The organism is Variovorax sp. CCNWLW225 (assembly GCF_037204045.1).
Lineage (GTDB): Bacteria > Pseudomonadota > Gammaproteobacteria > Burkholderiales > Burkholderiaceae_C > Variovorax.
Genome location: NZ_JBBCBV010000006.1, coordinates 115,806 through 142,696 on the forward strand (window position 1 = coordinate 115,806; position 26,891 = coordinate 142,696).

Sequence of the window (26,891 nt, forward strand, 5' to 3'; positions counted from 1 at the left end):
CCTCATCGTTCGTGTGTATGTACCGAGAAAGAAACGAGAGTGCAGCGCCCCGCCCGCCGCGTATCGGCCGGCGGCCGCGTCCTCAGGCAAGGAGCGCTGCAGGGCGCTCGATTGCTGCTACTTGCTGCTGGCCAGGAAACCGGCTTCGCTCATCAGCGTGCGGTGCGTGGCTTCCGCTTCGGTCAGCCACTTGGTGAAGGGTTCGCCCGTCATGAACGTCGGGTTGAACGCGCCCTTCTCCATGTATTCCTTCCAGTCGGGCGTGGCTGCGATCTTGGTCAGCAGGTCGACATAGAAAGCGCGCTGCTCGGGCGTGACGCCCGGGGCCATGAAGATGCCACGCAGCATCGTGTACTTGGTGGAAACACCGGCTTCCTTGCAGGTGGGAATGTCGTTCCACGACTGCGTTTCGGTGACCTTGGCCTTGAACGGCATGCGCTCGTCGTCGAACACGCACAGCGCACGCAGCTTGCCCGCGCGCCACTGGGCCACGGCCTCGATCGGGTTGTTCACGGTCGACTGCACATGGCCGCCCACCAGCTGCACCGCCACTTCGCCGCCGCCCTTGAACGGCACGTAGATGAACTTGGTGCCGGTGGCCTTCTCGAGCGCCACGGTAATGATCTGGTCTTCCTGCTTGGAGCCGGTGCCGGCCATCTTGAACTTGCTCGGTCCCGCCGCCTTGGCTGCGGCGATGTACTCCGCGGCGCTCTTGTACGGCTGCTCGGCATTGGTCCACAGCACGAACTGGTCGAGCGCCAGCATCGCTACAGGCGTCATGTCCTTCCAGTTGAACGGCACGCCGGTGGCCATGGGCGTGGTGAACAGGTTGGACAGCGAGATGATGATCTTGTGCGGATCGCCCTTGGCTTCCTTCACCGCCAGAAAGCCTTCGGCGCCCGCGCCGCCCGACTTGTTGACGACGATCAGCGGCTCCTTCATGAGCTTGTACTTGATGACGATGCCCTGCAGCAATCGGCCCATCTGGTCGGCGCCTCCGCCGGTGCCCGCTGGAATCACGAACTCCACCGGCTTGGCGGGTTCCCATGCTGCAGCTGGTGCGGTGGCCGCGAGTGCCAGCATGGCAGCGGTAAAGACTTTGGCCCGGCAAGCGTGGGCACGCGAAAAGAAGTTCTTCATCATGTTGTCTCCTGTGTAAGGGTGCGCTCTATTTTTTAAAGAATCTGAGCCGAGATGCGAACAGGGCAGATGGTGCGCGCAGCACGAACATCGCTTGCTTGACCATGGTCAACTTTTCAAAGATTTTGTCTTGGGGTTAGCCCGCGCCGTGTGGTTGGACGGGCTGCGCAAGCGAGCCGCGCGGAGCCCACTCCCGGTGCGTGCGGGTGCCCATTTCCCCCGCTCCAGGGTGTATTCGGGTAAACCCTAGAATAGAGGGGTCTACCCACTCACCAGATCCAGGAGTCCCTTTTATGTCTACCCTTGACCGATCGTCCAGCGCGAGCACATTCGGCAGTGGCTTGGCTGGCGCGCTCAAGGCGCTTGCGGAAGAAGCAAGCGTGCTCGTTCAGGCCTTGCTGAGCCCAGGCAAGATCATCAGCGAGGTCGAAGAAATGCGCGCCCTTCAAACGCGCGCCGACCGCATCGAAGCGTCCGACCCGGCGCGCGCAGCCGTGCTGCGCTGGCACGCCTCGCGCGTCGGCCTGCGCTGAGCGCTGCCGACCCCAAGCAGGGGTCGATTCGAAGCGCAAGCGAACTGGTAAAGTTCGGGCCGTCCACCGCGTCTTCGTAGTTCAATGGATAGAACGGGGTCCTCCTAAGACTCAGATACAGGTTCGATTCCTGTCGAAGGCACCACCGCACACCAAGTTCAGATGCCGCCACGTTGCGTGCGCCTGATGAAGTCAAGCATGAGCGCCACGGCAGCGGCCGCGTGCGTCTCTAGCAGGAAATGCCCGCCGTCGAAAACATGCGCTTCCATGCGCGGCAGGTCCTGCATCCACGACAGCGTTTCAGCGATATCGAAGTAGGGGTCGTGACGGCCCCATAGCATGAGCGCGGGCGGTTGCCATTCTTTCAGGTACTTCGCGATCGCATCGAAACGCGCGGCGTGGCTCCTGTAGTCGGCAATGAGCGCGCGCTGGGTTTCTATGCGCCCGGGAAGGTTCATCACCCTCCAGTCCTCCACCCAGGGTTCGCCTCTGATCGTGGCGGCGACTTCTTCCGGCAGGCCGCCGGTGTATTGCTCGCGCGTGAACTCGAAGGTCAGTTCGACGGCCGCGGCTGCCTCGTTCTCCTTGGTCGGATTCGACCAGAGCTTCAATTGGGCGTCCCAGACGGGGCCGAAGCCGGTTCGATGCGCGTTCGCGTTCTGGATGACGAGCCCCGAAACCAACTCCGGCGCGCGCATGGCAATCTGAAGGCCGACGGCCGCGCCCGAGTCATGCAGGTAGATCAAGCGGCGCTTGATCGCCAAGCGATCCAGCAGTTCGAGAATCGCATCGCTGAACGCCGCAAATGAAGGCGACGGCAGAACATCGGACTGGCCAAAGCCGGGAAGGTCGGGCGCGATCACATGGGCGACTTGCGACAGCTCGGGTATGACGTCCCGAAACTCGCGCGCGGAGCTCGGAAATCCGTGCAGGAGCAGTACGGCGGGCTTGGAGGCCTCCCCCGCCGTGATGAAGGCCAGCTCCGTGCCGCCGGACAAGCGCAGCCGTTGCGGGGTTGCCGGGTTCATGTCAGAACTCCTTGACCGGTTAAATCACTCCGCAGGATAGGAAGCATTTCGCTGCGTGTGAAGACCCCCTCAGGTGGTCTCGAACGCCGGCCTGAAAACCCTGGCCGCAAAATCCGCGAGCGTCGTCGGGGTGATCTCGGTAGGGCCCTTGTCGTACTCGCCGTCCAGGCGCCCCGTGGAGAACGCCGCGCTCATTTCCTCCAGCTGCGCGGCGGCGCTCGCCGAGAAGCCCTGCTGCATCAGCGCCGCCTTGGCTTGCTCCGGATCGGATTGGACATACGCGAGGTCCGACCTGCCGATGGCCTTGCCGAGCAACGCCGTCGCTTCCTTCATCGTGTAGAGGCTTGGCGCACGCAGATGGAGCACGCGCTTGCCCTTGCCCGAGGGCGTGCCCAACTCGCGCGCTATGACTTGCGCGATGTCAGCCGTGGCCACCATCGGCAGCGGCGAATTGGGCGCGGTCATGTCCGCGTACGCGCCGATGCTGCGGATCATCTCTATCGCGGCCAGGTGGTTCTCGAAGAAGTAGCCGGGCCGCACGTGCAGCACGTCCACGCCGGCGAGTTTGTCGAGGCGCTGCTCCTGCCGATGCAGGCCCGCGATCGGCCCGGTTCCCGCACTCACATGCGCGCCGACGCTGCTGAGATTCACGACGTGTTTCACCTCGGCCGCGGCGATTGCGCGCGTGATGGCATCGCCCAGCCGATCTTGCTCCGCAAGCATATCGTCCGCTGCGTAATCGGTAGGGATCATCGTGTAGACGGCCGTGGCACCGGCGAATGCACGGGCCAGGAAGCCCGCATCGCCGATGTCGCCAGCCGCGATGTCCGCGCCCGCGGCCTTCAGGGAAGCGAGCGATCCCGCATGGCGGCCGACAACGCGTACGGCCATGCCTTGCGCGAGCAGCAGTGCCGCGACTTTGGAGCTGATGTTGCCGTTGGAGCCGAGAAGTACATACATGGCGGTTCCCTTCATGGGTGGTGTTGCGATGGGTGCCATGGTGCGCGCTGCGGTTGTTTCCAGAAAGCGCCTGCGACAGAATTCATTGTCCAGTTGTGGAGAACAATCGCATGAAGGCTCCTGCCATCTCCTTCGGCCGCCTGGCGGCCTTCGTCGCGGTGGCCGAGGCCGGCACCTTCACCGCCGCCGCAGAACGCCTGAACACGACCAAGTCCGCGGTGAGCCAGGCGGTGGCGTTGCTCGAGCGGGAGTTGAGCACGCAGCTGTTGCAGCGATCCACGCGCAAGCTCGCAATCACCGAGGCAGGGGCGGCATTTCTCGCCGATTGCCGTGAACTGCTGGCCGGCGCGGAGGCTGCGATGGAGCGGGCGCGCAGCGGGCGCGCGCAACCTTCGGGTACGTTGCGGCTCACCAGCCCGCAAGCATCGGCCGGCATGGTCGCGAGCTGGATCGCGGCGTATAGCGAGCGCTATCCGGCAATGCGCGTGGACTATGTGCCCACCGACCGCAAACTCGATGTGATTGCCGAGCACTTCGACCTCACGATCCGCATCGGGCCGATGGCCGATTCCGGCCTTCGCGCGGTGGTGCTCGAGGAACTCGGGCTTTGGACCGTCGCCGCGCCCAGCTATCTCGCCCGCCATGGCACGCCGCGCAAGCCAGAGGAGCTCGCGAAGCACGAGTGGATTGCGCTGTCGCTGCTGCCGGCTCCGTGGTCGATCGATCTCGAGCGCGGCGGCCGAAAGGTGCGTGTGAAGCTGCGCGGATCGATATCGGCGGCGAGCACGAACGCCGTGCTGCAACTGGTGCGCCAGGGCGCGGGCATCTCTTTTTTTCCGAGTACGGCAAACGTCCGCGCCGAGGTGGAAGCCGGGCGCCTTGTTCGTCTTTTTCCTGGCTGGGCGTCGGGCCGCATGTTTCTCTACGCGGCCTATCCGGGCAACATCGCCCCTCCCGCAAAGACGCGCGCGTTCATCGACCTTGCGAAGGAAGCGGTGCGATCTCGCAGCAAAGGACAAGAGTCCTGACAGTTCTCCCGTCAGCTTGGGGCGCTACTGGCCTTCGAGATGCCGAGTGCCTATTCCGGCGCGGCCGGCGTACGCAAGGCCGGCGACGATGCCTGTTGCTGGCCTTGCATCGGACCGACGAAAGCGACCGGTCCGGGCTCGCCTTGCGTCCTGCGCCCGATGCCTCGTACGAGGTGGCGCGGTAGGTGGTGGGTTCTTCTCAACTGCTCCAGCGCCTCGCTGCGGGCTGGTTCCGACACCGGTAGAAACATCTGCAATACGCTCATGATGTCATCCCGTGAGGCCAGAAAAGAATGTGGCTGGCTCGCAGTGATCGGAGCACAGCTTCCAGTTTCAGCGGCCTCTGGCGTGGCCGCAGGAGGCGCATTATGGGCGCACTGCGCCGGCACGCCACTACAGCCACGCGGGCAGTAGTGTTGCTGTGTTTTCTCAGTTGCCGGAATCTTCGCGGCGGGCGCTCTCTTCGGCGGCGCGGCGGCGTGCACGGCGCGTGGCCAGCTCGGCCGCCCGTTGCAACGCCCGCAGCTGAAAGGTCACATCGTGAATTTCGCCGACGAGGCCGAACTGCTTGCAGGCGTCGATGCGATCGGCGGCGCCGCCGCGCCAGTCCACAGGCGCCGAAGCGCCTTTCGGGGCAACGAGGTGCATCAACTCGGCGACGCAGGCGGTCACGTCGTCGGCAGCGGCTCTCAGCGCGGATGTCGCTGTATCGACATCGCTGTCGCGCTTCATCATTGCGTCCTTGACGGTGACGCGCACAGGCGGTCTCGGGCGCCTCTCCGTGCTTCGCTCATGCATTTTCTTGTCCACGGCATTCGATTCCGAAAGGGAGTTCATTGCGCTGTTGGTGAGCAGCAGCGGCGGGCGATCCACCGGCTTGAAGTTGCGCATGCTACTGCTATTGGCCTAACGAGGCTTCGGACGGCCGGATTCACTCCTCTGAAACGCATGCACACGCATGTTTCTTCGCAGCCACTGTGTGGGCCCGAATAGGCATTGAAGCCGAGCTAAACGGCGCGTCGAAGTGTCTAATGCATTGATCATGTAAGGAGCCGCAACATGAGGCATTTGGTACGCACATTCGTAGCATTCACGCTCGGACTTGCGATCAGGAAAGCGGACGAAGCCCTATGAGCAAACAGCAAAACCGGCGCATCCTGCTGGCGGACGACACGCCTGCCATCCACGAGGACTTTCGGAAGATTCTCCTGGCGGAGGCCACCGCATCAGACCTTGACGACATGGAGGCCGCACTGTTCGGCACCTCGGCCAGGCAGGCCACGGTGGACTTTGTGCTGGACAGTGCCTACCAGGGGCAGGAAGCGCTTGCCAAGGTGCGCGAGGCACTGGAGGCCGGCAAGCCCTACGCCATGGCGTTCATCGACATGCGCATGCCCCCCGGGTGGGACGGCGTGGAGACGATCGAGCAGCTGTGGCGGGTAGACCCGCGCCTGCAGATCGTGATCTGCACGGCCTATGCGGACCAGTCGTGGGTCGAGGTGTTCGAGCGGCTGGACGCGCGCGACCGCCTGCTGGTGCTCAAGAAGCCGTTCGACCCGATCGAGGTGCGCCAGCTGGCCAGTGCGCTCACGATGAAGTGGCAAATGACGGAAGACGCCGCCTTCAAGATGAACATGCTCGAGCAGGCCGTCGAAGAGCGCACGCGGGAGCTGTCGGACGCCAACATCATCGTGCAGAACAGCCCGACCATCCTCTACCGCCTGCGCGGCGAGCCCGCGTTTCCGCTGATCTACATCTCGCACAACATCACCAAGTTCGGCCACGATCCGGCCGGCCTGATGGCGAACCCGAACTGGGCCGACGTGCTCATCGACCCGGCCGACCAGGCCGGAGTTGCCGATGCGATGGCCCGCGTGCTGGAGAAGGACGCGGAAGGCGCCTCGATCGAATACCGCCTGTGCACCGGTGACGGCGGGCGGCGCTGGGTGGAAAACCGCTACGTGCCGGTCCGCGACAAGGAAGGCCGGCTCGTCGAGGTCGAGGGCATCGTCATCGACGTCACGGAGCGCAAGGCGGCGGAAGAGCAGCTCGCGCGGCTGGCGCGCACCGACGGGCTGACCGGGCTCGCCAACCGCGCCACCCTCACCGAACGCCTGCACCAGGCCCATGCGGCCGCACGGCGGGGCTCCATGCCCTTTGCGCTGCACTACCTCGACCTGGACCACTTCAAGCCGGTCAACGACATGTACGGCCACCCGACCGGTGACCTGCTGCTGCGCGAAGTGGCGCAGCGCCTGAAGAACTGCACGCGCGAGACCGACGTGGTGGCCCGCCTGGGCGGGGACGAGTTTGCGGTGCTGCAAAGCGAAATGGGCGAGCCCGCGGCCGCGGGCGCGCTGGCCGCGAAGATCCAGGCGGAACTGGCGCGCCCCTACATGCTGGGCGGCAACGAGGTGCATGTGTCCGTCAGCATCGGCATCTGCCCCTACATCGCGGGCAGCGCAGGGCCGGACGAAATGCTCGTGCAGGCCGACCTGGCGCTCTACCGGTCGAAGGAAGAGGGGCGCAACCAGTTTCACTTTCACTCCGAGGAGATCGACCACGAAGTGCGCGACCGCGTGGCGCTGGGCGAAGACCTGAAGAAAGCGATCGAACGCGAAGAGCTGGAGCTTTATTACCAGCCGCAGGTCGAACTGTCTTCCGGAAAGATCGTGGGCGTGGAAGCGCTGCTGCGCTGGAACCACCCCGAACGCGGCCTGCTCGACGCGGGCGCATTCGTGCCTATTGCCGAGCGCACCGGGAGCATCGTCACGCTGGGCCGCTGGGTGCTGGACCGGGCGTGCGGTCAGATGAGCCAGTGGCGCCAACAGGGCGTGGCGCCGCCCGTGCTGGCCATCAACCTGTCGCTCGGCCAACTCAGAAAAGGCGCCGAGCTGGTTCGCGATGTGGTCGATTGCCTTGCGAAGTGGCAGCTCAATCCTTCCGACCTGGAGTTCGACGTGACGGAGTCGACGCTGGCCCAGATGACGTGGAGCCACAACGACGTGCTGCCGCAGCTGCGGGCGCTCGGCGTGCGGATTGCCATCGACGACTTCGGTACCGAGTATTCGTCGTTCGAATACCTGCGGACCTACCGAGTCAACCACCTGAAGATCGCGCAATCGATGCTCAAGCGGGCCATCGACGACCCCGACAGCGCTGCGACCGTTCGCGCCATCATGAACCTGGCGCGGGAGGCCCGCATCGGCATCATCGTCGAGGGTCTGGAGACGGAAGCGCAGCGGGCCTTTCTGCACTCGACAGGCTCCACCACGCTTGCACAGGGCTATTACTTCAGCGAAGCCGTGGTCGCCGACGAGGCTGGCGACCTCCTGCGCTCGGGCACCATGGAGCAGAGCGAGCGCAGCAAGGGCGAAGGCCAGGAGCCACCCGGCTGACTACGGGCATGCCTCTGCGCAGCGGCCTTGGACGCCCGGCCTACGTATGTAGGCACTCGCCCACGCGCATGAACTGACTTCTCCCGCAAGCCGCGGCCGCCGCAGCGTTCAACCTGCAGTCAAGCTCGCAAGGGCACCCCGCCCTAGTGCGCTTCTCATTGCGGTTCCTCCTCACGGCGCATTCGTGCGTCGTTAAGCGCTCCTTCGGGAGCGCTTTTTTTGCCCGGTGTGTTTCTTTCAGTGTGTTTCGCGGCGCAATTGCTGCACATCTTCATGCAACGACTGCGCCCAGGCGCGGCGCTCGCGGCCCAGCGAGGACTGCGGCTCGCCGAAGCGCACGATCGCCAGCAGGGGCGGTGCGCGCAGCGTGTTCCACAGCGAGGTCAGCAGGTTGTCGTCGTCGATGTAGCGCGGCGCCTGGCTGGTTTCGCCGGTGGCCGCATCGGCAAAGCGCAGCGCGGCGGGCAGCACCGGCGCGCCCGACGAGATGGCGGCCTGCAGCAGGTTGGCGTGAAAGGGCAGCAGCCCCCGGCCATCGCTGGTGGTGCCCTCGGGGAACACGCCGATGCGGTCGCCGCCTTGCAGGGCCTCGGTCATGTGGTGCACCACCCGCAACGCATCGCGGCGCCGTTCCCGCTCGATGTAGAGCGAACCAGCGCCCGTGGACAGCGTGCCGATCAACGGCCAGTGCTTCACACCCGCCTTGGAGACAAAGCGCACGTGACAGGCGGCATGAATGGCGGTGATGTCCAGCCACGAGAGATGGTTGCAGATGAGCAGCACCGGCCCCTTGGCGGGCGGCGTGCCTTGCACCTTGAGCGTGACGCCCATGATCTCGAGCAGGCGCCGCGACCACTGCTGCACCCGCAGGTTGCGCTCCTCCTGCGAAAGCCGTGGAAAGGTGAAGCGGATCGTCCACCACCCGCCCAGCGCGTGCCCTACGGCATGCAGCAGGCGCCAGCAGGCCTTCAGCGAATGAACCATCGAGACGTGCGCCCTCTTCTTCTCGTCAGCCGTGGACCACGCGGCCTGCAACCAGCGTGTGGCGGGCGCGGCCCTGCAGCGGGTAGCCCGCGAACGGCGTGTGCTTGCCCTGGCTCTTCAGCGCGTCGGGCTGCACCTGCCACTCGAGCGCCGGATCGAATACGCAGAGGTCGGCCACGCCGCCCTCGGACAGGCGGCCGATGCCGGTGCCCGCATCGGCGGCGGCCAGCAGCCGCGCGGGTGCGGAGGTAACCACCTCGAGCGCGCGCGCAATGCCGGCGCCGCTGCGCTCGCCCCATTGCAGCGCCAGCGGCAGCAGCAGCTCGAGCCCGGTCGCGCCCGGTTCGGCTTCGGCAAAAGGCAGCGTCTTGGCGTCGGCCTCGACCGGCGTGTGGTCGGACACCAGCGCGTCGATGGTGCCGTCGGCCAGCGCGGCCGAGAGCGCATCGCGGTCGCCCTGCTGGCGCAGCGGCGGGTTCAGGCGTGCGCGGCTGTCGAAAAAGCCGATGTCCGTGTCGGCCAGGTGCAGCGAATTGATGCTCACGTCGCATGTGAGCGGCAGGCCTTGCGCCTTGGCTTCGCGCACCAACGCCACACCTCGGGCGCTGGAGATACGGCACAGGTGCACGCGCGCGCCGGTGCTCTTCATGAGCTCGATGATGGTGAAGATGGCGATGGTTTCCGCCGACACCGGCACGCCCGAGAGGCCGAGCCGCGTGGCCAGCGGGCCGCTCGCGGCCACGCCCTTGCCGAGGTCGCGGTCCTGCGGGCGCAGCCACACGGTGTAGCCAAAGGTGCTTGCATAAAGCAGCGCGCGCTGCAGCACCTGCGTGTCTGCCAAGGGCACGTCGGCCTGGCTGAAGCCGATGCAGCCGGCCTCGGTGAGCTCGGCCATCTCGGTGAGCACGCCGCCGGCCAGGCTGCGCGTGAGCGCGCCCAGAGGAAACAGGCGCGCGCCCTGCAGCTTCTCTGCGCGGAACTTGAGCATTTCAACCAGGCCGGGCTCGTCGAGCACGGGGTCGGTGTCGGGCGGGCACACGAGGCTGGTCACGCCACCCGCAATGGCGGCGGCCATTTCGCTTTCGAGCATGCCCTCGTGTTCGTAGCCGGGTTCGCGCAGGCGCGCGGCCAGGTCGACAAGGCCGGGCGCGACGACGCAGCCCGCGGCATCGATGGTGCGTTCGGCCTTGAAGCTGGGCGGCACGCTGCCGACGCTGGTGATCTTGCCGTCGGCAATGGCGATGTCGGCTTTCTTGTCGGTGCCCGAGGCGGGGTCGACCACGCGGCCGTTGATGATCAGTGTGTTCATGCTTCGTTACCTGCGACGATGCTCATGACCGCCATTCGTACGGCGATGCCGAAGGTGACCTGCGGAAGGATCACGCTCTGCTTGCCGTCGACCACAGCGGAGTCGATCTCGACACCGCGGTTGATCGGACCCGGGTGCATCACGATCGCGTCCGGCTTGGCCAGCTGCAGCTTCTCGGGCGTGAGGCCGTAGGTCTTGAAGAACTCCTGCGACGAGGGCAGCAGCGCACCGCTCATGCGCTCGTTCTGCAGGCGCAGCATGATGATGACGTCGCAGTCCTTGATGCCCTCTTCGAGCGTGTGGCACACGCGCACGCCCATGCCGGCCATGTCGCCGGGCACCAGGGTCTTGGGGCCGACCACGCGCACTTCGGCGCAGCCGAGCGTGGTGAGCGCATGGATGTCGGAGCGCGCCACGCGCGAATGCAGCACGTCGCCGACGATGGCGACCGTGAGGTTCGCAAAGTCCTTCTTGTAGTGGCGGATCGTGTACATGTCGAGCAGCCCCTGCGTGGGGTGCGCATGGCGCCCGTCGCCGGCGTTCACCACGTGCACGTGCGGCGCCACATGCTGCGCAATGAGGTACGGCGCGCCCGACTCGCTGTGGCGCACCACGAACAGGTCGGCGGCCATGGCGCTCAGGTTGGCAATGGTGTCGAGCAGCGACTCGCCCTTGGTGGCCGACGAGCGCGCAATGTCGAGGTTGATGACGTCGGCCGACAGGCGCTTGGCCGCGATCTCGAAGGTAGTGCGGGTGCGCGTGCTGTTCTCGAAGAACAGGTTGAACACGCTCTTGCCGCGCAGCAGCGGCACCTTCTTCACCTCGCGGTCGCTCACGCTGGTGAAGTTGGCGGCCGTGTCGAGGATGTGCGTGACGATGTCCTTGGGCAGGCCCTCGATCGACAGCAGGTGGATCAGTTCGCCGTTCTTGTTGAGTTGGGGATTTCGCTTGTAGAGCATTACTTGCTTTCCTCCACCTTGAGGCTGAAGGCGCCGTCGTCTGCGCGGGCCAATGCGAGCAGCTGCGTGTCCGGCAGCGTGAGTTTCGCGGCCGCGAAATCGGCGGCCACTGGCAGCTCGCGCCCGCCGCGGTCGACCAGCACCGCAAGCCGCACGCAGGCCGGTCGGCCGAAGTCGAACAGCTCGTTGAGCACCGCGCGAATCGTGCGGCCGGTGTAGAGCACGTCGTCCAGCAGCAGCACGTCGGCGCCGTTCACGTCGAAGGGGAGCGCGGTCTGCGCGCTGGCCGAAAGGCCGCGGCGCGCGAAGTCGTCGCGGTGCATGGCCGACGAAATGACGCCGGGCGCGCCGGCAAGGCCCAGGTCTTTTTGCAGCCGCTCGACCAGCCAGGCGCCGCCGGAGGTAATGCCCACCAGTTTCGTTTCTGTGCGCATCAGCGCTTTCACGCCGTTCAGCAGCTCCTTGTAGAGCGCTTCGGCATCGGGTATTGAACTCAAGGGAGGCTCCTCAAAAATTGTTCCAGGATGATGCAGGCCGAGGCCGCGTCGGCATCGCGGGCGCCGGAAGCCAGCGCCTCGGTGGTGCTGTAGCGCTCGTCGACCTCGAACACCTGGAGATTGAAACGGCCGCGCAGCTGGCGCGCAAACTTCTGCGCGCGGCGGGTGTTCTCGTGGGGGGCGCCGTCGGGGTGATACGGCACACCTACAACCAATGCGTCGGGCTGCCATTCCTTGATGCGCGCCTCGACCTGCGCAAAGCGGGCATCGCCCTCGGCCTTGATGGTGGCCTGCGGCGTGGCGGCGCCCAGCAGGCGGTTTCCGCTCGCGACGCCGGTTCGCTTCAGGCCGAAGTCGAAGGCCAGGAAGCTCTGGAAATGAGAAGGAACGGCAACGGAAACAGGAGAAGCGGAGGGAACGGGAGCGTCTGGCATGGCAGCGGCCATCACGCGTGTCCCGCTTCCGGCGACAGTTTCCAGGCCTCGAGGCCCAGCAGCATCAGCGCCTTGTCGTAGCGCTGCTCGATGGGGGTGTCGAAGATCACGGCCGGATCGGCGCTCACCGTCAGCCAGCTGTTTTCAGCCAGTTCCGATTCGAGCTGGCCCTCGCCCCAGGCCGAATAGCCCAGCGAAACCAGCACCTTGCGCGGTCCGGCGCCGGTGGCCAGGGCCTCCAGCACGTCCTTGGAGGTGGTCATTTCAAGGCCGCCGGGAATGGTCATCGTCGAGGCGTAGACCGACTCCTCGGGCTTTTCGGCATGGGAGAACACCGGCTCGTGCAGCACGAAGCCGCGCTCGGTTTGCACCGGGCCGCCCTGGAAAACCGGGGCGTCGCCGAGTTCGGGGCGCGCCAGGTGCAGCTCGATCTTCTCGAACAGCACCTTGAGGTTGATGTCGCTGGGCTTGTTGATCACAAGGCCGAGCGCACCGCGCTCGCTGTGCTCGCAGAGGTAGACGACGCTGCGGTTGAAAGTTTTATCTTCCATCCCCGGCATCGCTATCAAAAAGTGATGCGTGAGGTTCATCGGGGCAGAATCGGAAGCCATATGCCGCCGATTTTACTGGCCGTCGACAAGACCTATCCCAAAGGGCTCATGTGGTTTCGCCGCGACCTGCGCGTGGACGACAACGCGGCGCTCTACCACGCCCTGCGGGCCTGCCGCCAGGTGGTGTGCGTTTTCGTGTTCGACCAAGCCATTCTGGAGCCCCTGCCCCGGGCCGACCGCCGGGTGGAATTCATCCGCGAGTCGCTCGTGGAGCTCGATGCCGAGCTGCGCGACCTGAGCGGCGGGCTCATCGTGCGCCACGCCGCCGCAGTTGATGAAATTCCGGCGCTGGCGCACGCGTTGGATGTGCAGGCCGTTTTTGCCAACCGCGACGACGAGCCCGACGCGCTGGCCCGCGATGCCCAGGTGCTCGGAGCCTTGGCCAATGCGGGCGTGGCTTTTCACACCTACAAGAATTCGACCGTCTTCGACCGCGACGAGGTGATGACCAAGACCGGCCAGCCCTACACGGTGTTCACGCCTTACAAGCGGGCCTGGCTGGCCAAGGTGGATTCGTTCTTTCTCAAGTCGTACCCGGTTCGGGCGTATGCCGACGCGCTGGCCGCCCCGCCCGAGGCCTGGCGCGCGCCGGTGCCCACGCTCGAGGAAATCGGCTTTCAGCAAACCAACCTTTCAGAACTCGAGATTCCCACGGGCACCCAAGGGGCGGCGGCATTGTTCGAAGACTTTTTCCAGCGCATCGACCGCTACGACGCGGCGCGCAATTTTCCGGCGGTTCGGGGGCCCAGCTACCTGGGCGTGCACCTGCGCTTCGGCACGGTGTCGATCCGGCAGGTGGCGGGGGTGGCGCACCAGCTTTCGCTGCAGGGCGATGCGGGCGCGGCCACCTGGCTCAGCGAGCTGATCTGGCGAGAGTTCTACTTCCAGATCCTGGCGCACTTCCCACACGTGCATTCGGGCGGCGAATCGAAGAGCTTTCGCCCCGAGTACGACAAGATCCAGTGGCACCATGGCAAGCACGCCGACCAGCTGTTCGAAGCCTGGTGCCAGGGCCGCACCGGCTACCCGCTGGTGGACGCGGCCATGATGCAGATCAACCAGAGCGGCTACATGCACAACCGCCTGCGCATGGTGACGGCGAGTTTTCTGTGCAAGGACCTGGGGCTGGATTGGCGCCGCGGCGAGCGCTACTTTGCGCTGCACCTGAACGACTTCGAGCTGGCCTCGAACAACGGCGGCTGGCAATGGGCAAGCTCCAGCGGCTGCGATGCGCAGCCCTACTTCCGCATTTTCAATCCCGTGACGCAGAGCCAGCGCTTCGACCCCGAGGGCAAGTTCATCCGCCGCTACCTGCCGCAGTTGGCGGGGCTGTCGCATGCCGCGATCCACTCGCCGTGGACGGCCTCTCCGGTGGAGCTGGAAGCGGCGGGCATCAAGCTAGGCGAGACGTACCCCAAGCCTGTGGTCGACCACGCCGAGGCGCGCGAGAAAACGCTGCAGCGCTACGGCGTGGCGCGGGCCAAGGCGCTGCAAAAATAAAGGGGCCCGGCGGGCCCCTTTACTGGTCGAGCGCTGGAGAGCGCGTCAGGCCGCTGCGGCCAATGCCGGTTCGCTCGTGTACGCACGCACCAGGCGCAGCAGTTCGTCTTCCGAGTACGGTTTGCCCAGGTAGTGGTTCACGCCCAGCGTGCGGGCGTAGTCGCGGTGTTTCTCGGCGATGCGCGAGGTGATCATGATGATCGGCAGGCCGGCCATCGACTCGTCCGCACGGATGTTGCGGGCCAGGTCGAAACCGTCCATGCGCGGCATCTCGATGTCGGACAGCACCACCGCCGGCCGCTCCTGCTGCAGCCGCTCGAGCGCCTGCAGGCCGTCGGCCGCGAGCGACACGCGGTAGCCTTCGCGCTGCAGCAGGCGCTGCGTCACGCGGCGCACGGTAATCGAGTCGTCGACCACCAGCACCAGCGGAACCTGCGGCACCGGCGGAGCCAGCATCGGCAACGGCTCTTGCGGCGCGCCGTGGTCGGCTTCGGTCGATCCGGCCTGCGCGGACACGGCCAGAGCGGCGGCCTGGCGCATGCGCGCCTGTTCGCCGTGCACCGCGGCCAGCGCCACCGGGTTGTAGATCAGCGCCACCGCGCCGGAAGCCAGCACCGAGATGCCCGCCAAGCCCGGCAGGCGCGCGAGTTGCGGCCCGAGGTTCTTGACCACGACTTCCTGGTTGCCCAGCACTTCGTCCACGTGCAGGCCCACACGCTGTGCCGCGCTTCGCACGATCACGACGGTGTTGTTCTTGCTGGTGGGATGCTCGCTGCGTGCCGAGGCCTGCAGCAGCGCGCCCGCCCAGTAGAAAGGCACCTGTTCGCTGCCGAACGGATGGCTGTTGTGCAGGTAGGCGGCTTCGAGCTCGGTGCTGCTCACGCGCTGCACCAGCTCCACCAGGTTGGACGGCACGCCGATCGACACTTCGCCGGCGCGCAGCATCACCACGTGCGTCACCGCGGTGGTGAGCGGCAGCACCAGCTTGAAGGTGGTGCCCTGTCCGGCCGTGCTGTGCGTTTCAATGCGGCCGCCGAGCGCGGCGATCTGCGCGCGCACCACGTCCATGCCGATGCCGCGGCCGGCCAGTTCGGACACCTGCCCCGCCGTGGAGAAGCCGGGCTTGAAGATCAGCTCGGTGGCTTCTTCGGGCGAGAGTTCCTGGCCCGGCTCGAGCAGGCCCAGCGTGCGGGCACGTTCGGCAATGCGCTTGTGGTCCAGGCCGGCGCCGTCGTCGCGGAAGCTCACCGAGACGTCGTTGCCTTCATGGTGCAGGTCGATCACGATCAAGCCGTTGGCGTCCTTGCCGGCCTTTTCGCGCGCGGCCGGGTCTTCGATGCCGTGCGCCACGCAATTGCGCAGCAGGTGCTCGAAGGCGGGCGTCATGCGGTCGAGCACGCCGCGGTCCATCTCGATGGAGCCGCCGACGATGTCCAGGCGCACCTGCTTGCCGGTGTCTTTCGACGCCTGGCGCACCACGCGGTAAAGGCGGTCGGAAATGCCTTCGAACTCCACCATGCGCGTGCGCAGCAGGCCGCGCTGCAGTTCACGCGTCTGGCGTGCCTGCACGCTCAGGTCGTCTTCCGTGGCTTGCACCGTCTTTTGCAGCGTGCGCTGCACGGTGGCCACGTCGTTCACCGACTCGGCCATCATGCGCGTGAGTTCCTGCACGCGGGTGAAGCGGTCGAACTCGAGCGGGTCGAAGCTCTGCTGCGAATCCTTCGCCTGTGCCAGGCGGGACTGCATCTGGCTTTCGGCCTGCACCTCGATGTCGCGCAATTGCTGGCGCAGGCGGTCGAGGTTGCCCGTCAGGTCGGAGAGCGAACCGCGCAGCTGGCCCAGTTCGGCCTCGAGGCGCGAACGCGTGATGATGACCTCGCCGGTCTGCGCCACCAGTCGGTCGAGCAGTTGGGTGCGAATGCGGACGGCCTGGGTAGACGCAGTGCGCAAAGGAGCGAGCAGCGCCGGAGCCGGACGCGGCAGGAGCGACGGCACGGCGGCCGTTTCCACGGCATCGGCGTTCTGGTCGCCGCCGGCAGCAATCTCGTCATTGGCGGGCACGCCGGCTTCGGCGGCAACCTGCACCAGTTGAACGCCCGGCTGGGCAGCGGTTGCCGCCACCACGAGCTGGGCCACTTCGGCCTGGGTGGCATCGTCCGCCGCGCGCAGCGCGTCGAAGGTGGACTGCAGCGAATCGAGCCGCGTGAGCAGCTTTTCGATTTCCGCCCGGTCGGCACCGCCCTGGGTACCCAGGACTTCGATCTCCGACTCCATGCGGTGCGCCCGCTCGCCAAGGCGCATGGCGCCGGCCAGCCGGGCACTGCCCTTGAGCGTGTGCAGCGTGCGCAGCACCGAGGCGCGGGGCGCGTTGTCGTCAGGGTGGTGCGCCCACTGGCGCAGCGCCTGGCCGAGTTGCGGCAGCAGTTCCGCGGCCTCTTCCTCGAAGATCGGGAAAAGGTCGACGTCGACCGCATCGGCCACGTCGATCGCGTCTTCGGAGTCGTCCAGCGCCACGTCGGCAACGCTGTCGGTGGCCACCATGTGCTGCAGCGGCCGCACATCGGCACGGGCGGCAGCCTCGGCCGGCATGGGCGCGGCGGCAATGTCGCGCAGCGCCTGCAACGTTCCCTCGGACGGCTCGCGCAGGAAGCCGACGGCAAACTGGTGCAGCAGGCGGCGCAGCTCGTCGGCCGCGGCAACCAGCACCACGCCCTGCTCACGCGTACCGCTGCCCTGCATTTGCAGATGCTGCAGCGCGGCTTCGAGCAGGCGGGCCATGCCCGACAGGCTGTGGAAGCCGACCGTGGCCGAGCTGCCGGCCAGCGAATGCGCCAGCGCGACGGTCGAATCGGACAGGCGCTCGTGCGATTCGAGCGCCCACTCGCCGACTTCGGTGGCCAGTTGCCTGGACCATTCGTCGGCTTCGTTGAGATAGACGTTGTAGAGCGCAATGCCGATGCGCAGCGGTCCGATGACCTTGACCTGGTCATCCGCACCGGAGGGCGCAGCCGCCTCGGCGGTTTCCTGCACTTCGGCTTCGGGCTCAGGTTCGGGCTGCGGCGCTTCTTCGGCAACTGCAACCGCGTCTGCAACCGCCACCGGCGGCTCGACCGGCTCAGGCGCTGCCGCGGGCGTTTCGTCCACGGCTGCAACGGGTTCTTCCGGTGCCAGCAGGAACGCGGGTTCGGTGACCGCGGGCTCTTCTTGCACCGGCTCGGCCGCGGCAACGGCCGCAGGCTCGCTCTCCTTGGCCTGCAAGGGCTCGGGTGCCCAGTCCAGGTCGGGCAGTGCCACGGGCGTTTGCAGCAGCTCAGGCGTGGCGACCGGCGCGGGTTCTTCGGCGGGTTCGACGGCAAATTGAGCGGCGGACGGTGCGGGCTCTGCCTTTTCGGGCGCCAGGAAATCGAAATCTCCGCTACCGGTCAGCACCTCGAAAGACTCTTCCGGGCTCGGCTTGGTATCGAAGTCGAGGAAGTCGGTCGATGCGAAGTCGTCGTCGGTTTCGTGCTTGGCAGGTTGCTCCAGCACCTGCGGCGGCAATTCAAAGTCCGGGGCGGGCGCGGCGGCTGGCGACGCGACGGGTGACAGCGCCAGATCTGGCAAGCCGCGCAGTTCCGAAAGCTCGGGTAACTCCGGCAGTTCCGGCATCGGCAGGGGAGCAGCCACGGGCGGCTCTGCGGCAATATGGCGCGCGGCCACCGCAAGGGCGTCCGCATCGACGCGCGGCGGCGCGGTCGGCACGGGTTCGCCGGCCAGCAGGGCGTTGGCCACGCGGCTGAAATGCGACGACTGCCAGCTGTGCTGGGCGCCCGACGCAATGGCTTCCACCCATTCGCTGAATTCGCCGAGTGCATTGCGGGTGGCGGAAAGCAGCTCGGGCGTGGCGTCGCGCTGGTCGGCCAGCCAGGTGTTGAGCACCTGCTCGAAGGACCAGGCGGCATCGCCGAAATCGGTGAGGCCGACCATGCGCGAACTGCCCTTGAGCGTGTGGAACGCGCGGCGCAGGATGGTGAGTTCTTCGGTGTCGTCGGGGTGGCCGCCGAGTTCGTCGATGGCGGCCAGGCCGTTCTGCACCACTTCGCGGGCCTCGTCGAGGAAGATGTTCTGCAGGTCGTCTTCTTCGAGCTCGGTAACTTCAGTGTCGGGCAGCGCCGCGGGACCGGTGATCTTGTTGGTCCAGCTGTCGGCCTTGCGGCTGAATTCCTCGATGGGCGACACCTTCGCCTTGCGGTTGGGCGTGGCCAGCGCGGCCAGCTTCGAGGCGATCTGTGCGTCGACTTCCTCGATGCTGAGCACGGCTTCGGCGCCCGCGGGCTTGCCATCCGCCACCGCGGTATCGGCGGCATCGCTGTCGGCGGCCTGGCGGCCCATCAGCGGCTTGAGTTCGCCGGCTTCGGCGTCGAACACGAACAGGCGCTTGGCCAGCGCGGGCTGGTAGCCCAGCATGTCGATCAGGAAGCCGAGCGCGCCCAAGTTGTTGCCCAGCGCATCGAAGCTGTGCATTTCCTCGACGGGAGATGCGTTGCCCACGAGCATCTGCTCGACGTCGTCGCGCATGCGCTGCACGGTGTGCGCGGCCTGCTCGAGGCCCAGCACCGAGAACACGCCGCGCATTTGCAGCAACTGGCTCGGCACGGTGCGCAGCAGCGCCTTTTCGGCCGGGCGGCGGAAGTACTGGTCGAGTGACTTTTCAAGCTCGCTCAGGTGGCTGCGCAGCTCGTCGACCACGGTACCCATGGTCTGGCGATCGCTCACGCGGCGATACAGGTCTTCCATCCAGGGCTCGAGCGGCTCCGAATGGCCGCCAGCGCGCACGCGCTCGATGCGGCCGGCCAGCTGCAGGGTGCGGGAGGTGAGCTGCGGATCGCTCGGGTCGAGGTCTTCGAGCGCGGCTTCCAGGTAGAGCACCGAGGTGGCGACTTCCATCGCGAGCTCGGTGTCCGGCGCCTGGCCGGTGCGCACGGAGGCTTCGACCGCATGCGTCAGCGCTTCCACCATCGGCAGGCTCGGCGGATGCAGCTTCTGCAGCGATTCGCCCAGCTGGGCGAAGGTGTCGGCCACCTGGCGGGTGCGGGTGACGTCGCCGCCCGAAAGCGCCGACCACATTTCCTTGGCGGTTTCGATGCGCTTGCGGGCTTGCGTGAGCACCAGCGGATCGAAGCGGCCGAACTGCTCGACGCTGTAGTTGATGTACGGCTCGCTCGCAACGCCCCAGGCGCTGCGCACGGTGCGCAGCGTGGCGGCGTCGTCGCGGCCGGTAGGCACGGCCTGCGCGCAGAAGAACAGCAGGTCCTGGCCGAGCCGGTCGGACACGGTGCTGTCGCCGCGTGCCAGCGTGGCGTACTGCAGCAGCACGCGCGAAGCCGCGCGCTTCACGTACGAATCGGCGGGAATCAGTTCGAGCGCAAGAGCTTCGAAGAAGCCCGCGGCCAAGGTCCAGAAACTCGCGACGCGAGGCAGCAGCGCGCCGCGTCCGAGCCCCAGGCACAGGGCGTGCAGCCGGCGAGCGGCCTGCGCGTCGCCGGTCTTGACCAGCTGCAGCACTTCGCGGTCGAGCCGCGAACGCACCGCCGGGTCATAGGCCAACGCGGCCTGCGTCAGTGCGGGACGGACTTCGACCCAGCGCCAGGCGATGCTCCACAGGTCCGCCGGGTGAACGCGCTCGTTGCCGACCAGTTCGAGCACATCGCGGTACTGCGGAAACAGCGCCACCGACGACACGGGCTTGCCGGCCAGCAGCGCGTTGAGGAAATCGACGACGGCAAAGCCGGCGCGCTCGATCTTTACGACGGCGCTCTCGGTGCAGCGCTGCGGTTCGGCAATGAAGCCCTGGACCGCGAATTCGATGGAGCCGAGCACCAGCGCCGGAGCGGTGTTGCCCACCATCTGCAAGGCACCGACGGACTGGTGCAGTTGCTGGCGAGCCATTTGCAGCGGGCCGCTCTCGAGTTCCGAGGTATTGCCCACGTCGCGCACAAAGCGACGCAGCGACTTGGCAACGCTGTCGAGGGATTTCTGGATTTCTCCCAGAACCCAGGCCAGCGGCCCAAGGTCTTCGGTGGCCGGCACATTGCCAGCGAGGGGGGCCGTGGCAGGGGTTTGAATCGACACGTTGGATGCTCGCCGTTCTTATCTCTTGTCAGGCAATTTTGAAACGGGCGACGGAGCGGCGCAGTTCTTCGGCCATCTGCGAAAGCTCGCGCACCTGCTGGGCGGTGGTACGGGTACCTTCTCCGGTCTGCTCGGTCACCGCAAAAATGTGCTGGATGTTGGCAGCCACCACGTTGGCCGAATCGGCTTCGCGGGAGGCGGATTGCGAAATCTGCTCAATCAGTTCTGCAAGGCGGCGCGACACGCGGTCAATCTCCGTCAGTGCGGTACCGGCATTGTCGGACAGCTTGGCCCCTTCGACCACACCCTGCGTGGAACGCTCCATGGCGCCCACCGCGTCTTGCGTGTCGGTCTGAATGGCCTTCACCAGCGCCGAAATCTGGCGCGTGGCGTCCGCGGAGCGTTCAGCCAGCCGCTGCACTTCTTCCGCCACCACCGAGAAGCCGCGACCGGCTTCACCGGCCGATGCGGCCTGAATGGCGGCGTTCAGTGCCAGCACGTTCGTCTGTTCGGTAATGTCCGAGATCAGCTCGGTGATTTCACCGATCTCCTGCGACGATTCGCCCAGGCGCTTGATCCGCTTGGAGGTTTCCTGGATCTGGTCGCGGATGGAGTTCATACCGCCGATGGCGTTCTGCACGGCCTGCAGGCCCGACGAAGCGGCTTGCAGCGACTGGCGCGCCACCGTGGCGGACTCTTGCGCTTGCGAGGACACGCCGTTGATTCGCTCGGCCATGGTCAGCACCGACTGGCCGGTTTCGCGAATTTCGCGCAGCTGTTCGGTCGAGGCGGCGAGCAGTTCGGTCGAGGTGCTTTCCACCTGCGACGTCGTCTGCGCCACGCGGGTTGCCGTGTTCTGCACGTTGCCCACCAGCAAACGCAGTTCTTCCACCGTGTAGTTCACCGAGTCGGCAATGGCGCCGGTGATGTCCTCGGTCACGGTGGCTTCCTGCGTCAGGTCGCCTTCGGCCACTGTCTGCAGTTCGTTCATCAGCCGAAGAATGGCGGCCTGGTTGGCGTTGTTGATGCGGCCGGCTTCGTCGCTGGCCTGTTCGGCCGCGAGACGTTCGCGTTCGGCGATGGCGGCGCGTTCGCGGCCTTCGCGCACCTGCACGAAACCGATGGCGCCTGCCAGGGCCAGGGCGGCCAGCGACAGCACGAACAGCAGCACGATGGTTCCAGCGCCCAGGCCGGTGCGTGCGGAGAGCTTGTCCTGCAGCTCGCCGAGCGATTTGCGCAGCGGTTCGCTGTCGGTCAGGATGGAAGCCTGCGCTTCGCGCGCGGCCACCAGGCCCTGCAGGTTGCCCAGAATGGCGGAGGCCTGCGTGCGCATCTGCTCGTAGGTCTTCAGGATGGCTTCGAGCTGCTGGCGCGTTTGCGGGTCCTTGGAGCCGGGGAAGCGCTGCTGCGCATTGCCGTCCAGCAGGCCGCGGGTGGTTTCCTGGAAGGTGTTCAGGTCCTTGCCGAGCAGGAACACGGCGTCGGGGTTCACGCCTTCGACCGTGAAGAATTCGTTGGTCGACTTGCCGATGCGCTGGGTCAGCATCACGAGCTGGCCGGCGGCCGAGATTTCAGGCAGCGTGGCGTTCTGCTGCATCTTCAGCGAAGCGACGGTTTCCGTCATTTCGAGCAGCGCGGACGATTGCTGGTTGATGTCGCGCAAGGCGGCACCCACCTGGGTCAGGATCTGGCGCTGCGACAGCACGACCTTGGCGCTGGCATCCGCACGGGCGACCAGCGGGTTGATCTTGGCCATGTCCTCGTCGTATTGGTTGCCCACGCGTTCGAGGCGCAGGGCATCGTCGCCGTTGGTCAGGCCCTGCACGCGGCGCGTGAGGTCGTCGGCGCTGTCCTTCACTTCGACGAACGCGGGCGCGCTGCCCACGAGGGCCTGCGAGATCGATTTGGCGAGACGCTGCGACTGCATCAGCGACTGGCCGGTGGCGGCCACCTGCTGCGCGAGGCGCTCGGCGCGAAGAATGGCCGAACCGGCCACCAGCAACAGCAGCAGCACCACCACAGCCAGCATGATCGCAAGGATCCGCTGCTGGCGCGCCGGCCTGGAGCCGGCCTTGGCGGCTGCGGCCTGCGCTTCGTCGAGCGGGCCTGCGGCTGCCTCGTTGGCTGCTTCGCTGGGAGGCAGCGCGCCGCCGTCGGCAAAGCCGGTGGGCGCGGGGTCGGCGGTGGAGCGGCCTTGTTTTCGGGCGAGGCGGACGGTCTTCTCGTCCAGCGCCTGCACCGTATCGACATCGTCGAGCGACAAGGTGGAACCTGAGCCGTCGACGCGGGCCTTTTCGTTGCCGCTGTTCGCGGGCAGTAATTTCTTGAACTTGTCGGCGATCGAGCTCACGGTCGGTCCTTCAGGGTGGTTGTCTTTGGGCTGTGCGAAAGCACTAGGCGCCAATACTCAAAAACTCGGGTTGCTGCGAAAGCGCCTGCAGGTTGATCTCCTGCCAGCGCTCACCCGCCGCATCGGTGTACAGATGGCCCAGCCACGCGGGTGCTTCTGCGCTTGGCGGCTCCGCGGCCGTGAAGGCCTCGGCGCCGCGCAACCCCGCCAGTCGGTCGACCAGCAATGCGCAGTTGACTTCGAGCAGCTCGTTGAGGGCAACGAGCCGCGATTGCATCCGGGCCGCCTCGGTGGCGGCCGGTCCGCTCGGAACGCCCGAGGCGAATGCCGACAGCTGCACCACGCCGAAGAGGCCGCCGCGCAGGTTGGCAACGCCAAGGAACCAGGGCTCCGTGTACGGCACGGGCTGGGGGGGCGTCCAGGGAAAAATTTCGCCCGCGTGGCCGAGAGGAAAGAGGTACTTGCCCTCTCCCGCCTCGACCGCGAGCCACGTGGCGGCGACGCCAGTCGTGCGTGCGGCCTGCAGGCGGCTTGCTAGCCGGGACTGGAAGGCTCGGAGAGCGTCGCGATTCGCCATGGACTCGGTCGGCTCCAGCTCAGGCGAGCGCGGTGATCTTCGACATCAGGTCGGCCTCGTTGACCGGCTTCACGATGTAGTCGCGAGCGCCCTGGCGCATGCCCCAGACGCGATCGGTTTCCTGGTTTTTGCTGGTGCACAGGATGATCGGGATGGTGCCGTACTTCGGGTCGCGGGCAATCGCGCGCGTCAGCTGGAAGCCGTTCTGGCCGGGCATGACCACGTCCATGAGGATCAGGTCGGGCTGCTCTTCCTCGAGACGGCGCATGGCGTCGTCGGCGTTTTCAGCCGTCTTGACGGCAAAGCCGTTCTTGCGGAGCAGGTCTGACAGGAACACCAGTTCCGTCTTGGAGTCGTCGACGACGAGGATTTTTCGAATGGGCATTACTGCACTTCCTGTTGAACAATGCCAAACTGCTGCACGGCCTGCAGCAGCTGGTCTTTGGTGAAAGGTTTGGTCAGGTAGTCCTGCGACCCGACCATGCGGCCGCGAGCCTTGTCGAAGACGCCGTCTTTCGAAGAGAGCATCACGACCGGAACATTGGAGAATTGAGCGTTGCGCTTGATGATGGCGCAGGTCTGATAACCGTCCAGGCGGGGCATCAGGATGTCGCAGAAAATCAGATGCGGCTTGTGATCGTTGATTTTCGAGAGCGCGTCAAAGCCGTCTTCCGCAAGAAGAACCTCGTGCCCGCCCTGCTTCAGAAATATTTCGGCACTGCGCCGGATCGTATTGCTGTCATCGATGACAAGCACCTTGTAACCTGATCCATTCGGCCCCATTGCACACACTCCTGCTGAGATGAGACTTGGATGCCCGCCGCGCCGTACATCGACGCAAATCGCGTAGCCCTATGCCATGCTCTTCAGATTTCAACCATTTCGAAGTCTTCCTTGCGCGCACCGCACTCAGGACAGGTCCAGTTCATCGGGACATCGGCCCAGGCCGTGCCTGCCGCGATGCCGTCCTCCGGCACACCAACCGCTTCGTCATAGATCCACCCACAAATCAGGCACATCCAAGTTTTCGTATTCATCGGAGCTTAAAGTCCTTGTTCATTAAATGCAACGAGTGTATCTATGCGTATCTCACTGGCGGACGGTAAACGTCGCGCCTATGCCACCATCCAGGGGATTTTGCCCGGCGTATGACCATTTACTTACATCCAGCAGACAACGCCCGCAAACCGGGCGATCTTAACGACCCCCCGGGGGACGCCGAAGAGGTTGCCGAGCGCGACCTGAATCCGCCCTGCGTGCTGGTCTTCAACGCCAGCGATCCGAGCGGCGCCGGCGGCCTCGGCGCCGATGCCCTGGCCATGGCGTCGGTGGGCGCCCACATGCTTCCCGTGGTCACGGGGGCCTACGCCCGGGACACGGCCGAGATATTCGACCATTTCGCCTTCGACGAAGAGGCCGTGGCCGAGCAGGCGCGCGCCATCCTCGAGGACGTGGAAGTCCAGCTCATCAAGGTGGGATTCGTGGGCAGCCCCGACACCCTGAGCACCATCGCCGAGACCGCCTCCGACTACCCGGAAGTGCCGCTGGTGGCCTATATGCCCAACCTCTCGTGGTGGGACGAGAACCTGATCGAGCCCTATCTGGACGCTTTTCGGGAGTTACTTCTTCCCCAGGCCACAGTGTTGGTTGGAAACCACAGCACGCTCTGGCGATGGCTGCTTCCCGACTGGAGCGGCGACCGTCCGCCCGGTGCGCGCGACATTGCCAAGGCCGCGGGGGAGTTCGGCGTGCCCTACACCCTGGTGACCGGCATGGTGCTGCCCGACCAGTTCATCGACAACGTGCTGGCCTCCCCGCAGTCAGTGCTCGCCAGCGAGAAATACGAGCGGCTCGAAGCCGTTTTTGCCGGCGCCGGCGACACCTTGTCGGCCGCGCTGGCCGCCCTGCTCGCAAGCGGCACCGACCTGGTGGCCGCCACCAGCGAAGCCCTGGCCTACATGGACCGCTGCCTGGACGCGGGCTTCAGGCCCGGCATGGGCCATGTGCTGCCCGACCGCCTGTTCTGGGCCGAGCCCGAAGACGACGAAGACGACGGTGAAGACCCCGACGCGTCCCCAGACTTTGCCCTGCCCCCTCACGACACCAGACATTGATGCCAAACGCTGACCAAAACGACATTCTTTTCGACCGCGCCCGCGCCGTCATTCCCGGCGGCGTCAATTCGCCCGTGCGCGCCTTCAAGGCCGTGGGCGGCACGCCGCGCTTCATCCGCCGTGCCGAAGGCGCCTACTTCTGGGACGCCAACGACAAGCGCTACATCGACTACATCGGATCGTGGGGGCCGATGATCCTGGGCCACGGCCACCCGGCCGTCGTGGAGGCGGTGCAGAAGGCCGTGCTCGAGGGCTTCTCGTACGGCGCGCCCACCGAGCGCGAAATCGAGCTGGCCGAAGCCATCCTCGCGCTGGTGCCCTCGATGGAGATGGTACGGCTCGTGAGCTCGGGCACCGAAGCCGCCATGAGCGCGCTCCGCCTGGCGCGCGGCGCTACCGGCCGCAAGCACATCATCAAGTTCGAAGGCTGCTACCACGGCCACGCCGATGCGCTGCTGGTCAAGGCGGGCTCCGGCCTGGCCACTTTCGGCCATCCCACCTCGGCCGGCGTACCGCCCGAGGTTACGCAGCACACGCTGGTGCTCGAGTACAACAACATCGCGCAGCTCGAAGAAGCCTTTGCGCTGCATGGCAACGACATCGCCTGCCTGATGATCGAGGCGATTGCCGGCAACATGAACTTCGTGCGAGCCACGCCCCAATTTGCCAAGCGCTGCCGCGACCTGTGCACGCAGCACGGCGCGCTGCTGGTGTTCGACGAAGTGATGACCGGCTTTCGCGTGGGGCTGCACGGCGCCCAAGGCGTGCTGGGCATCACGCCCGACCTCACGGTGCTCGGCAAGGTCATCGGCGGCGGCATGCCGCTGGCGGCTTTCGGCGGCCCGCGCGCCATCATGGAGCAGCTTGCGCCCCTGGGCCCGGTGTACCAGGCCGGCACGCTTTCGGGCAACCCCGTGGCCACGGCCTGCGGCCTGGCAACGCTGAAGGAAATCGCCAAGCCCGGCTTCTACGAAGCGCTGTCGAAGAAAACGCAGTCGCTCGTCGCGGGCCTCAAGGCTGCCGCGGCGGCCGAAGGCCAGCCCTTCAACGCCGACAGCGAAGGCGGCATGTTCGGCTTCTTCCTGATGAACGAACTGCCGCAGAACTACGCCACGGTGATGACCACCGACAACGCAAAGTTCAACGCGCTGTTCCACGGCCTGCTCGACCGCGGCGTGTACATCGCACCAGCGCTTTACGAAGCGGGCTTTGTGAGCGCCGCGCACAGCGACGACGACATCGCCGCCACGATCGAGGCTGCCAGGCAGATCTTCAAGGCCTCCGGGCCCCGCTAAGGGCGAACCTCCGGCCAAGAAAAAAGCCGGGCTGCGCACGCCAGCAAAACGCTGGCGGTACAG

22 protein-coding genes and 1 tRNA gene are annotated in these 26,891 nt (G+C 66.2%); 7 read left to right on the top strand and 16 right to left on the bottom strand.

What is annotated here, in order from left to right; genetic code table 11:
- Window positions 1–117: 117 nt before the first annotated feature.
- Window positions 118–1,140, bottom strand: coding sequence for a Bug family tripartite tricarboxylate transporter substrate binding protein (locus V9L20_RS13295; protein ID WP_443098579.1), 1,023 nt, complete (start codon window positions 1,138–1,140; stop codon window positions 118–120).
- A gap of 293 nt (window positions 1,141–1,433) precedes the next feature.
- Here V9L20_RS13295 and V9L20_RS13300 point away from each other — a divergent pair, with 293 nt between their 5' ends.
- Both V9L20_RS13300 and V9L20_RS13305 read left to right on the top strand, forming a co-directional pair.
- Window positions 1,434–1,673: a hypothetical protein gene (locus tag V9L20_RS13300; RefSeq protein WP_126749368.1), complete on the top strand. Its 240-nt coding sequence runs from the start codon at window positions 1,434–1,436 to the stop codon at window positions 1,671–1,673.
- A 70-nt stretch (window positions 1,674–1,743) separates the two neighbouring features.
- A tRNA-Arg gene (locus V9L20_RS13305) sits at window positions 1,744–1,818 on the top strand.
- Between the two features lie 13 nt (window positions 1,819–1,831).
- Here the strand turns inward: V9L20_RS13305 and V9L20_RS13310 are convergent.
- The gene (locus V9L20_RS13310) at window positions 1,832–2,701 is read right to left on the bottom strand and encodes an alpha/beta fold hydrolase (protein ID WP_337296953.1); all 870 of its coding nucleotides are present in this window, start codon (window positions 2,699–2,701) and stop codon (window positions 1,832–1,834) included.
- 69 nt (window positions 2,702–2,770) lie between these two features.
- Window positions 2,771–3,676 carry an NmrA family NAD(P)-binding protein gene (locus tag V9L20_RS13315; RefSeq protein WP_337296954.1) on the bottom strand — a complete coding sequence of 302 codons (906 nt, stop codon included), beginning with the start codon at window positions 3,674–3,676 and terminating at the stop codon, window positions 2,771–2,773.
- Between the two features lie 95 nt (window positions 3,677–3,771).
- On the opposite strand from V9L20_RS13315, the gene V9L20_RS13320 reads away from it, so the two are divergent.
- Window positions 3,772–4,689, top strand: a complete 918-nt coding sequence (locus tag V9L20_RS13320) for a LysR family transcriptional regulator (protein WP_337296955.1) — start codon at window positions 3,772–3,774, stop codon at window positions 4,687–4,689.
- 429 nt (window positions 4,690–5,118) lie between these two features.
- On the opposite strand, the gene V9L20_RS13325 is transcribed toward V9L20_RS13320, so the two are convergent.
- Window positions 5,119–5,580, bottom strand: coding sequence for a hypothetical protein (locus V9L20_RS13325; protein ID WP_337296956.1), 462 nt, complete (start codon window positions 5,578–5,580; stop codon window positions 5,119–5,121).
- Between the two features lie 239 nt (window positions 5,581–5,819).
- Between V9L20_RS13325 and V9L20_RS13330 the strand changes: the two genes are divergently transcribed.
- A complete protein-coding gene (locus V9L20_RS13330; protein ID WP_337296957.1) occupies window positions 5,820–8,087 on the top strand; it encodes an EAL domain-containing protein in 2,268 nt (755 codons plus the stop codon).
- A gap of 237 nt (window positions 8,088–8,324) precedes the next feature.
- On the opposite strand, the gene V9L20_RS13335 is transcribed toward V9L20_RS13330, so the two are convergent.
- Genes V9L20_RS13335 through V9L20_RS13360 form a run of 6 tightly spaced genes read right to left on the bottom strand, consistent with a single transcriptional unit; the run spans window position 8,325 to window position 12,881 of the window.
- Window positions 8,325–9,071 carry a lysophospholipid acyltransferase family protein gene (locus V9L20_RS13335; RefSeq protein WP_258502383.1) on the bottom strand — a complete coding sequence of 249 codons (747 nt, stop codon included), beginning with the start codon at window positions 9,069–9,071 and terminating at the stop codon, window positions 8,325–8,327.
- 25 nt (window positions 9,072–9,096) lie between these two features.
- Window positions 9,097–10,380: a dihydroorotase gene (locus tag V9L20_RS13340; RefSeq protein ID WP_337296958.1), complete on the bottom strand. Its 1,284-nt coding sequence runs from the start codon at window positions 10,378–10,380 to the stop codon at window positions 9,097–9,099.
- Window positions 10,377–11,339: an aspartate carbamoyltransferase catalytic subunit gene (locus V9L20_RS13345; protein ID WP_013543579.1), complete on the bottom strand. Its 963-nt coding sequence runs from the start codon at window positions 11,337–11,339 to the stop codon at window positions 10,377–10,379. Before V9L20_RS13345 ends, V9L20_RS13340 begins: the two co-directional genes overlap by 4 nt.
- The gene (gene pyrR, locus V9L20_RS13350) at window positions 11,339–11,836 is read right to left on the bottom strand and encodes a bifunctional pyr operon transcriptional regulator/uracil phosphoribosyltransferase PyrR (RefSeq protein ID WP_337296959.1); all 498 of its coding nucleotides are present in this window, start codon (window positions 11,834–11,836) and stop codon (window positions 11,339–11,341) included. The genes V9L20_RS13345 and pyrR overlap by 1 nt, the downstream gene beginning before the upstream one ends.
- Window positions 11,833–12,282 carry a Holliday junction resolvase RuvX gene (gene ruvX / locus V9L20_RS13355; RefSeq protein ID WP_157615946.1) on the bottom strand — a complete coding sequence of 150 codons (450 nt, stop codon included), beginning with the start codon at window positions 12,280–12,282 and terminating at the stop codon, window positions 11,833–11,835. The genes pyrR and ruvX overlap by 4 nt, the downstream gene beginning before the upstream one ends.
- Window positions 12,282–12,881: a YqgE/AlgH family protein gene (locus V9L20_RS13360; RefSeq protein WP_126749378.1), complete on the bottom strand. Its 600-nt coding sequence runs from the start codon at window positions 12,879–12,881 to the stop codon at window positions 12,282–12,284. Before V9L20_RS13360 ends, ruvX begins: the two co-directional genes overlap by 1 nt.
- Here V9L20_RS13360 and V9L20_RS13365 point away from each other — a divergent pair, their 5' ends adjacent.
- Complete coding sequence (locus tag V9L20_RS13365) at window positions 12,882–14,381, top strand: cryptochrome/photolyase family protein (RefSeq protein ID WP_337296960.1); 1,500 nt, start codon at window positions 12,882–12,884, stop codon at window positions 14,379–14,381. It abuts the gene before it with no gap.
- A gap of 45 nt (window positions 14,382–14,426) precedes the next feature.
- On the opposite strand, the gene V9L20_RS13370 is transcribed toward V9L20_RS13365, so the two are convergent.
- The 6 genes from V9L20_RS13370 to V9L20_RS13395 form a co-directional block, all read right to left on the bottom strand.
- The gene (locus V9L20_RS13370) at window positions 14,427–20,492 is read right to left on the bottom strand and encodes an Hpt domain-containing protein (protein ID WP_337296961.1); all 6,066 of its coding nucleotides are present in this window, start codon (window positions 20,490–20,492) and stop codon (window positions 14,427–14,429) included.
- Window positions 20,493–20,520: 28 nt separating this feature from the next.
- Window positions 20,521–22,842, bottom strand: coding sequence for a methyl-accepting chemotaxis protein (locus tag V9L20_RS13375; protein ID WP_337296962.1), 2,322 nt, complete (start codon window positions 22,840–22,842; stop codon window positions 20,521–20,523).
- A 43-nt stretch (window positions 22,843–22,885) separates the two neighbouring features.
- Complete coding sequence (locus tag V9L20_RS13380; RefSeq protein ID WP_258502392.1) at window positions 22,886–23,419, bottom strand: chemotaxis protein CheW; 534 nt, start codon at window positions 23,417–23,419, stop codon at window positions 22,886–22,888.
- Between the two features lie 19 nt (window positions 23,420–23,438).
- Window positions 23,439–23,804, bottom strand: a complete 366-nt coding sequence (locus tag V9L20_RS13385; RefSeq protein WP_126749383.1) for a response regulator — start codon at window positions 23,802–23,804, stop codon at window positions 23,439–23,441.
- Window positions 23,804–24,202 carry a response regulator gene (locus V9L20_RS13390; protein WP_126749384.1) on the bottom strand — a complete coding sequence of 133 codons (399 nt, stop codon included), beginning with the start codon at window positions 24,200–24,202 and terminating at the stop codon, window positions 23,804–23,806. The genes V9L20_RS13385 and V9L20_RS13390 overlap by 1 nt, the downstream gene beginning before the upstream one ends.
- Before the next feature lie 83 nt (window positions 24,203–24,285).
- Window positions 24,286–24,456, bottom strand: a complete 171-nt coding sequence (locus V9L20_RS13395; protein WP_007838397.1) for a rubredoxin — start codon at window positions 24,454–24,456, stop codon at window positions 24,286–24,288.
- 111 nt (window positions 24,457–24,567) lie between these two features.
- Between V9L20_RS13395 and thiD the strand changes: the two genes are divergently transcribed.
- Both thiD and hemL read left to right on the top strand, forming a co-directional pair.
- The gene (gene thiD / locus V9L20_RS13400) at window positions 24,568–25,533 is read left to right on the top strand and encodes a bifunctional hydroxymethylpyrimidine kinase/phosphomethylpyrimidine kinase (RefSeq protein WP_337296963.1); all 966 of its coding nucleotides are present in this window, start codon (window positions 24,568–24,570) and stop codon (window positions 25,531–25,533) included.
- Window positions 25,533–26,828 (top strand): glutamate-1-semialdehyde 2,1-aminomutase, encoded by a 1,296-nt coding sequence (gene hemL / locus V9L20_RS13405; protein WP_337296964.1) that lies wholly within the window; start codon window positions 25,533–25,535, stop codon window positions 26,826–26,828. Before thiD ends, hemL begins: the two co-directional genes overlap by 1 nt.
- The last annotated feature ends 63 nt before the right edge of the window (window positions 26,829–26,891 follow it).

What these genes read in the sequence shown, in the direction of transcription:
- V9L20_RS13295 (WP_443098579.1), bottom strand. Translation starts at nt 1,140, where the DNA reads ATGAAGAACTTCTTTTCGCGTGCCCACGCTTGCCGGGCCAAAGTCTTT.
- V9L20_RS13300 (WP_126749368.1), top strand. Translation starts at nt 1,434, where the DNA reads ATGTCTACCCTTGACCGATCGTCCAGCGCGAGCACATTCGGCAGTGGC.
- V9L20_RS13310 (WP_337296953.1), bottom strand. Translation starts at nt 2,701, where the DNA reads ATGAACCCGGCAACCCCGCAACGGCTGCGCTTGTCCGGCGGCACGGAG.
- V9L20_RS13315 (WP_337296954.1), bottom strand. Translation starts at nt 3,676, where the DNA reads ATGAAGGGAACCGCCATGTATGTACTTCTCGGCTCCAACGGCAACATC.
- V9L20_RS13320 (WP_337296955.1), top strand. Translation starts at nt 3,772, where the DNA reads ATGAAGGCTCCTGCCATCTCCTTCGGCCGCCTGGCGGCCTTCGTCGCG.
- V9L20_RS13325 (WP_337296956.1), bottom strand. Translation starts at nt 5,580, where the DNA reads ATGCGCAACTTCAAGCCGGTGGATCGCCCGCCGCTGCTGCTCACCAAC.
- V9L20_RS13330 (WP_337296957.1), top strand. Translation starts at nt 5,820, where the DNA reads ATGAGCAAACAGCAAAACCGGCGCATCCTGCTGGCGGACGACACGCCT.
- V9L20_RS13335 (WP_258502383.1), bottom strand. Translation starts at nt 9,071, where the DNA reads ATGGTTCATTCGCTGAAGGCCTGCTGGCGCCTGCTGCATGCCGTAGGG.
- V9L20_RS13340 (WP_337296958.1), bottom strand. Translation starts at nt 10,380, where the DNA reads ATGAACACACTGATCATCAACGGCCGCGTGGTCGACCCCGCCTCGGGC.
- V9L20_RS13345 (WP_013543579.1), bottom strand. Translation starts at nt 11,339, where the DNA reads ATGCTCTACAAGCGAAATCCCCAACTCAACAAGAACGGCGAACTGATC.
- ruvX (WP_157615946.1), bottom strand. Translation starts at nt 12,282, where the DNA reads ATGGCCGCTGCCATGCCAGACGCTCCCGTTCCCTCCGCTTCTCCTGTT.
- V9L20_RS13360 (WP_126749378.1), bottom strand. Translation starts at nt 12,881, where the DNA reads ATGGCTTCCGATTCTGCCCCGATGAACCTCACGCATCACTTTTTGATA.
- V9L20_RS13365 (WP_337296960.1), top strand. Translation starts at nt 12,882, where the DNA reads ATGCCGCCGATTTTACTGGCCGTCGACAAGACCTATCCCAAAGGGCTC.
- V9L20_RS13380 (WP_258502392.1), bottom strand. Translation starts at nt 23,419, where the DNA reads ATGGCGAATCGCGACGCTCTCCGAGCCTTCCAGTCCCGGCTAGCAAGC.
- V9L20_RS13385 (WP_126749383.1), bottom strand. Translation starts at nt 23,804, where the DNA reads ATGCCCATTCGAAAAATCCTCGTCGTCGACGACTCCAAGACGGAACTG.
- V9L20_RS13390 (WP_126749384.1), bottom strand. Translation starts at nt 24,202, where the DNA reads ATGGGGCCGAATGGATCAGGTTACAAGGTGCTTGTCATCGATGACAGC.
- V9L20_RS13395 (WP_007838397.1), bottom strand. Translation starts at nt 24,456, where the DNA reads ATGAATACGAAAACTTGGATGTGCCTGATTTGTGGGTGGATCTATGAC.
- thiD (WP_337296963.1), top strand. Translation starts at nt 24,568, where the DNA reads ATGACCATTTACTTACATCCAGCAGACAACGCCCGCAAACCGGGCGAT.
- hemL (WP_337296964.1), top strand. Translation starts at nt 25,533, where the DNA reads ATGCCAAACGCTGACCAAAACGACATTCTTTTCGACCGCGCCCGCGCC.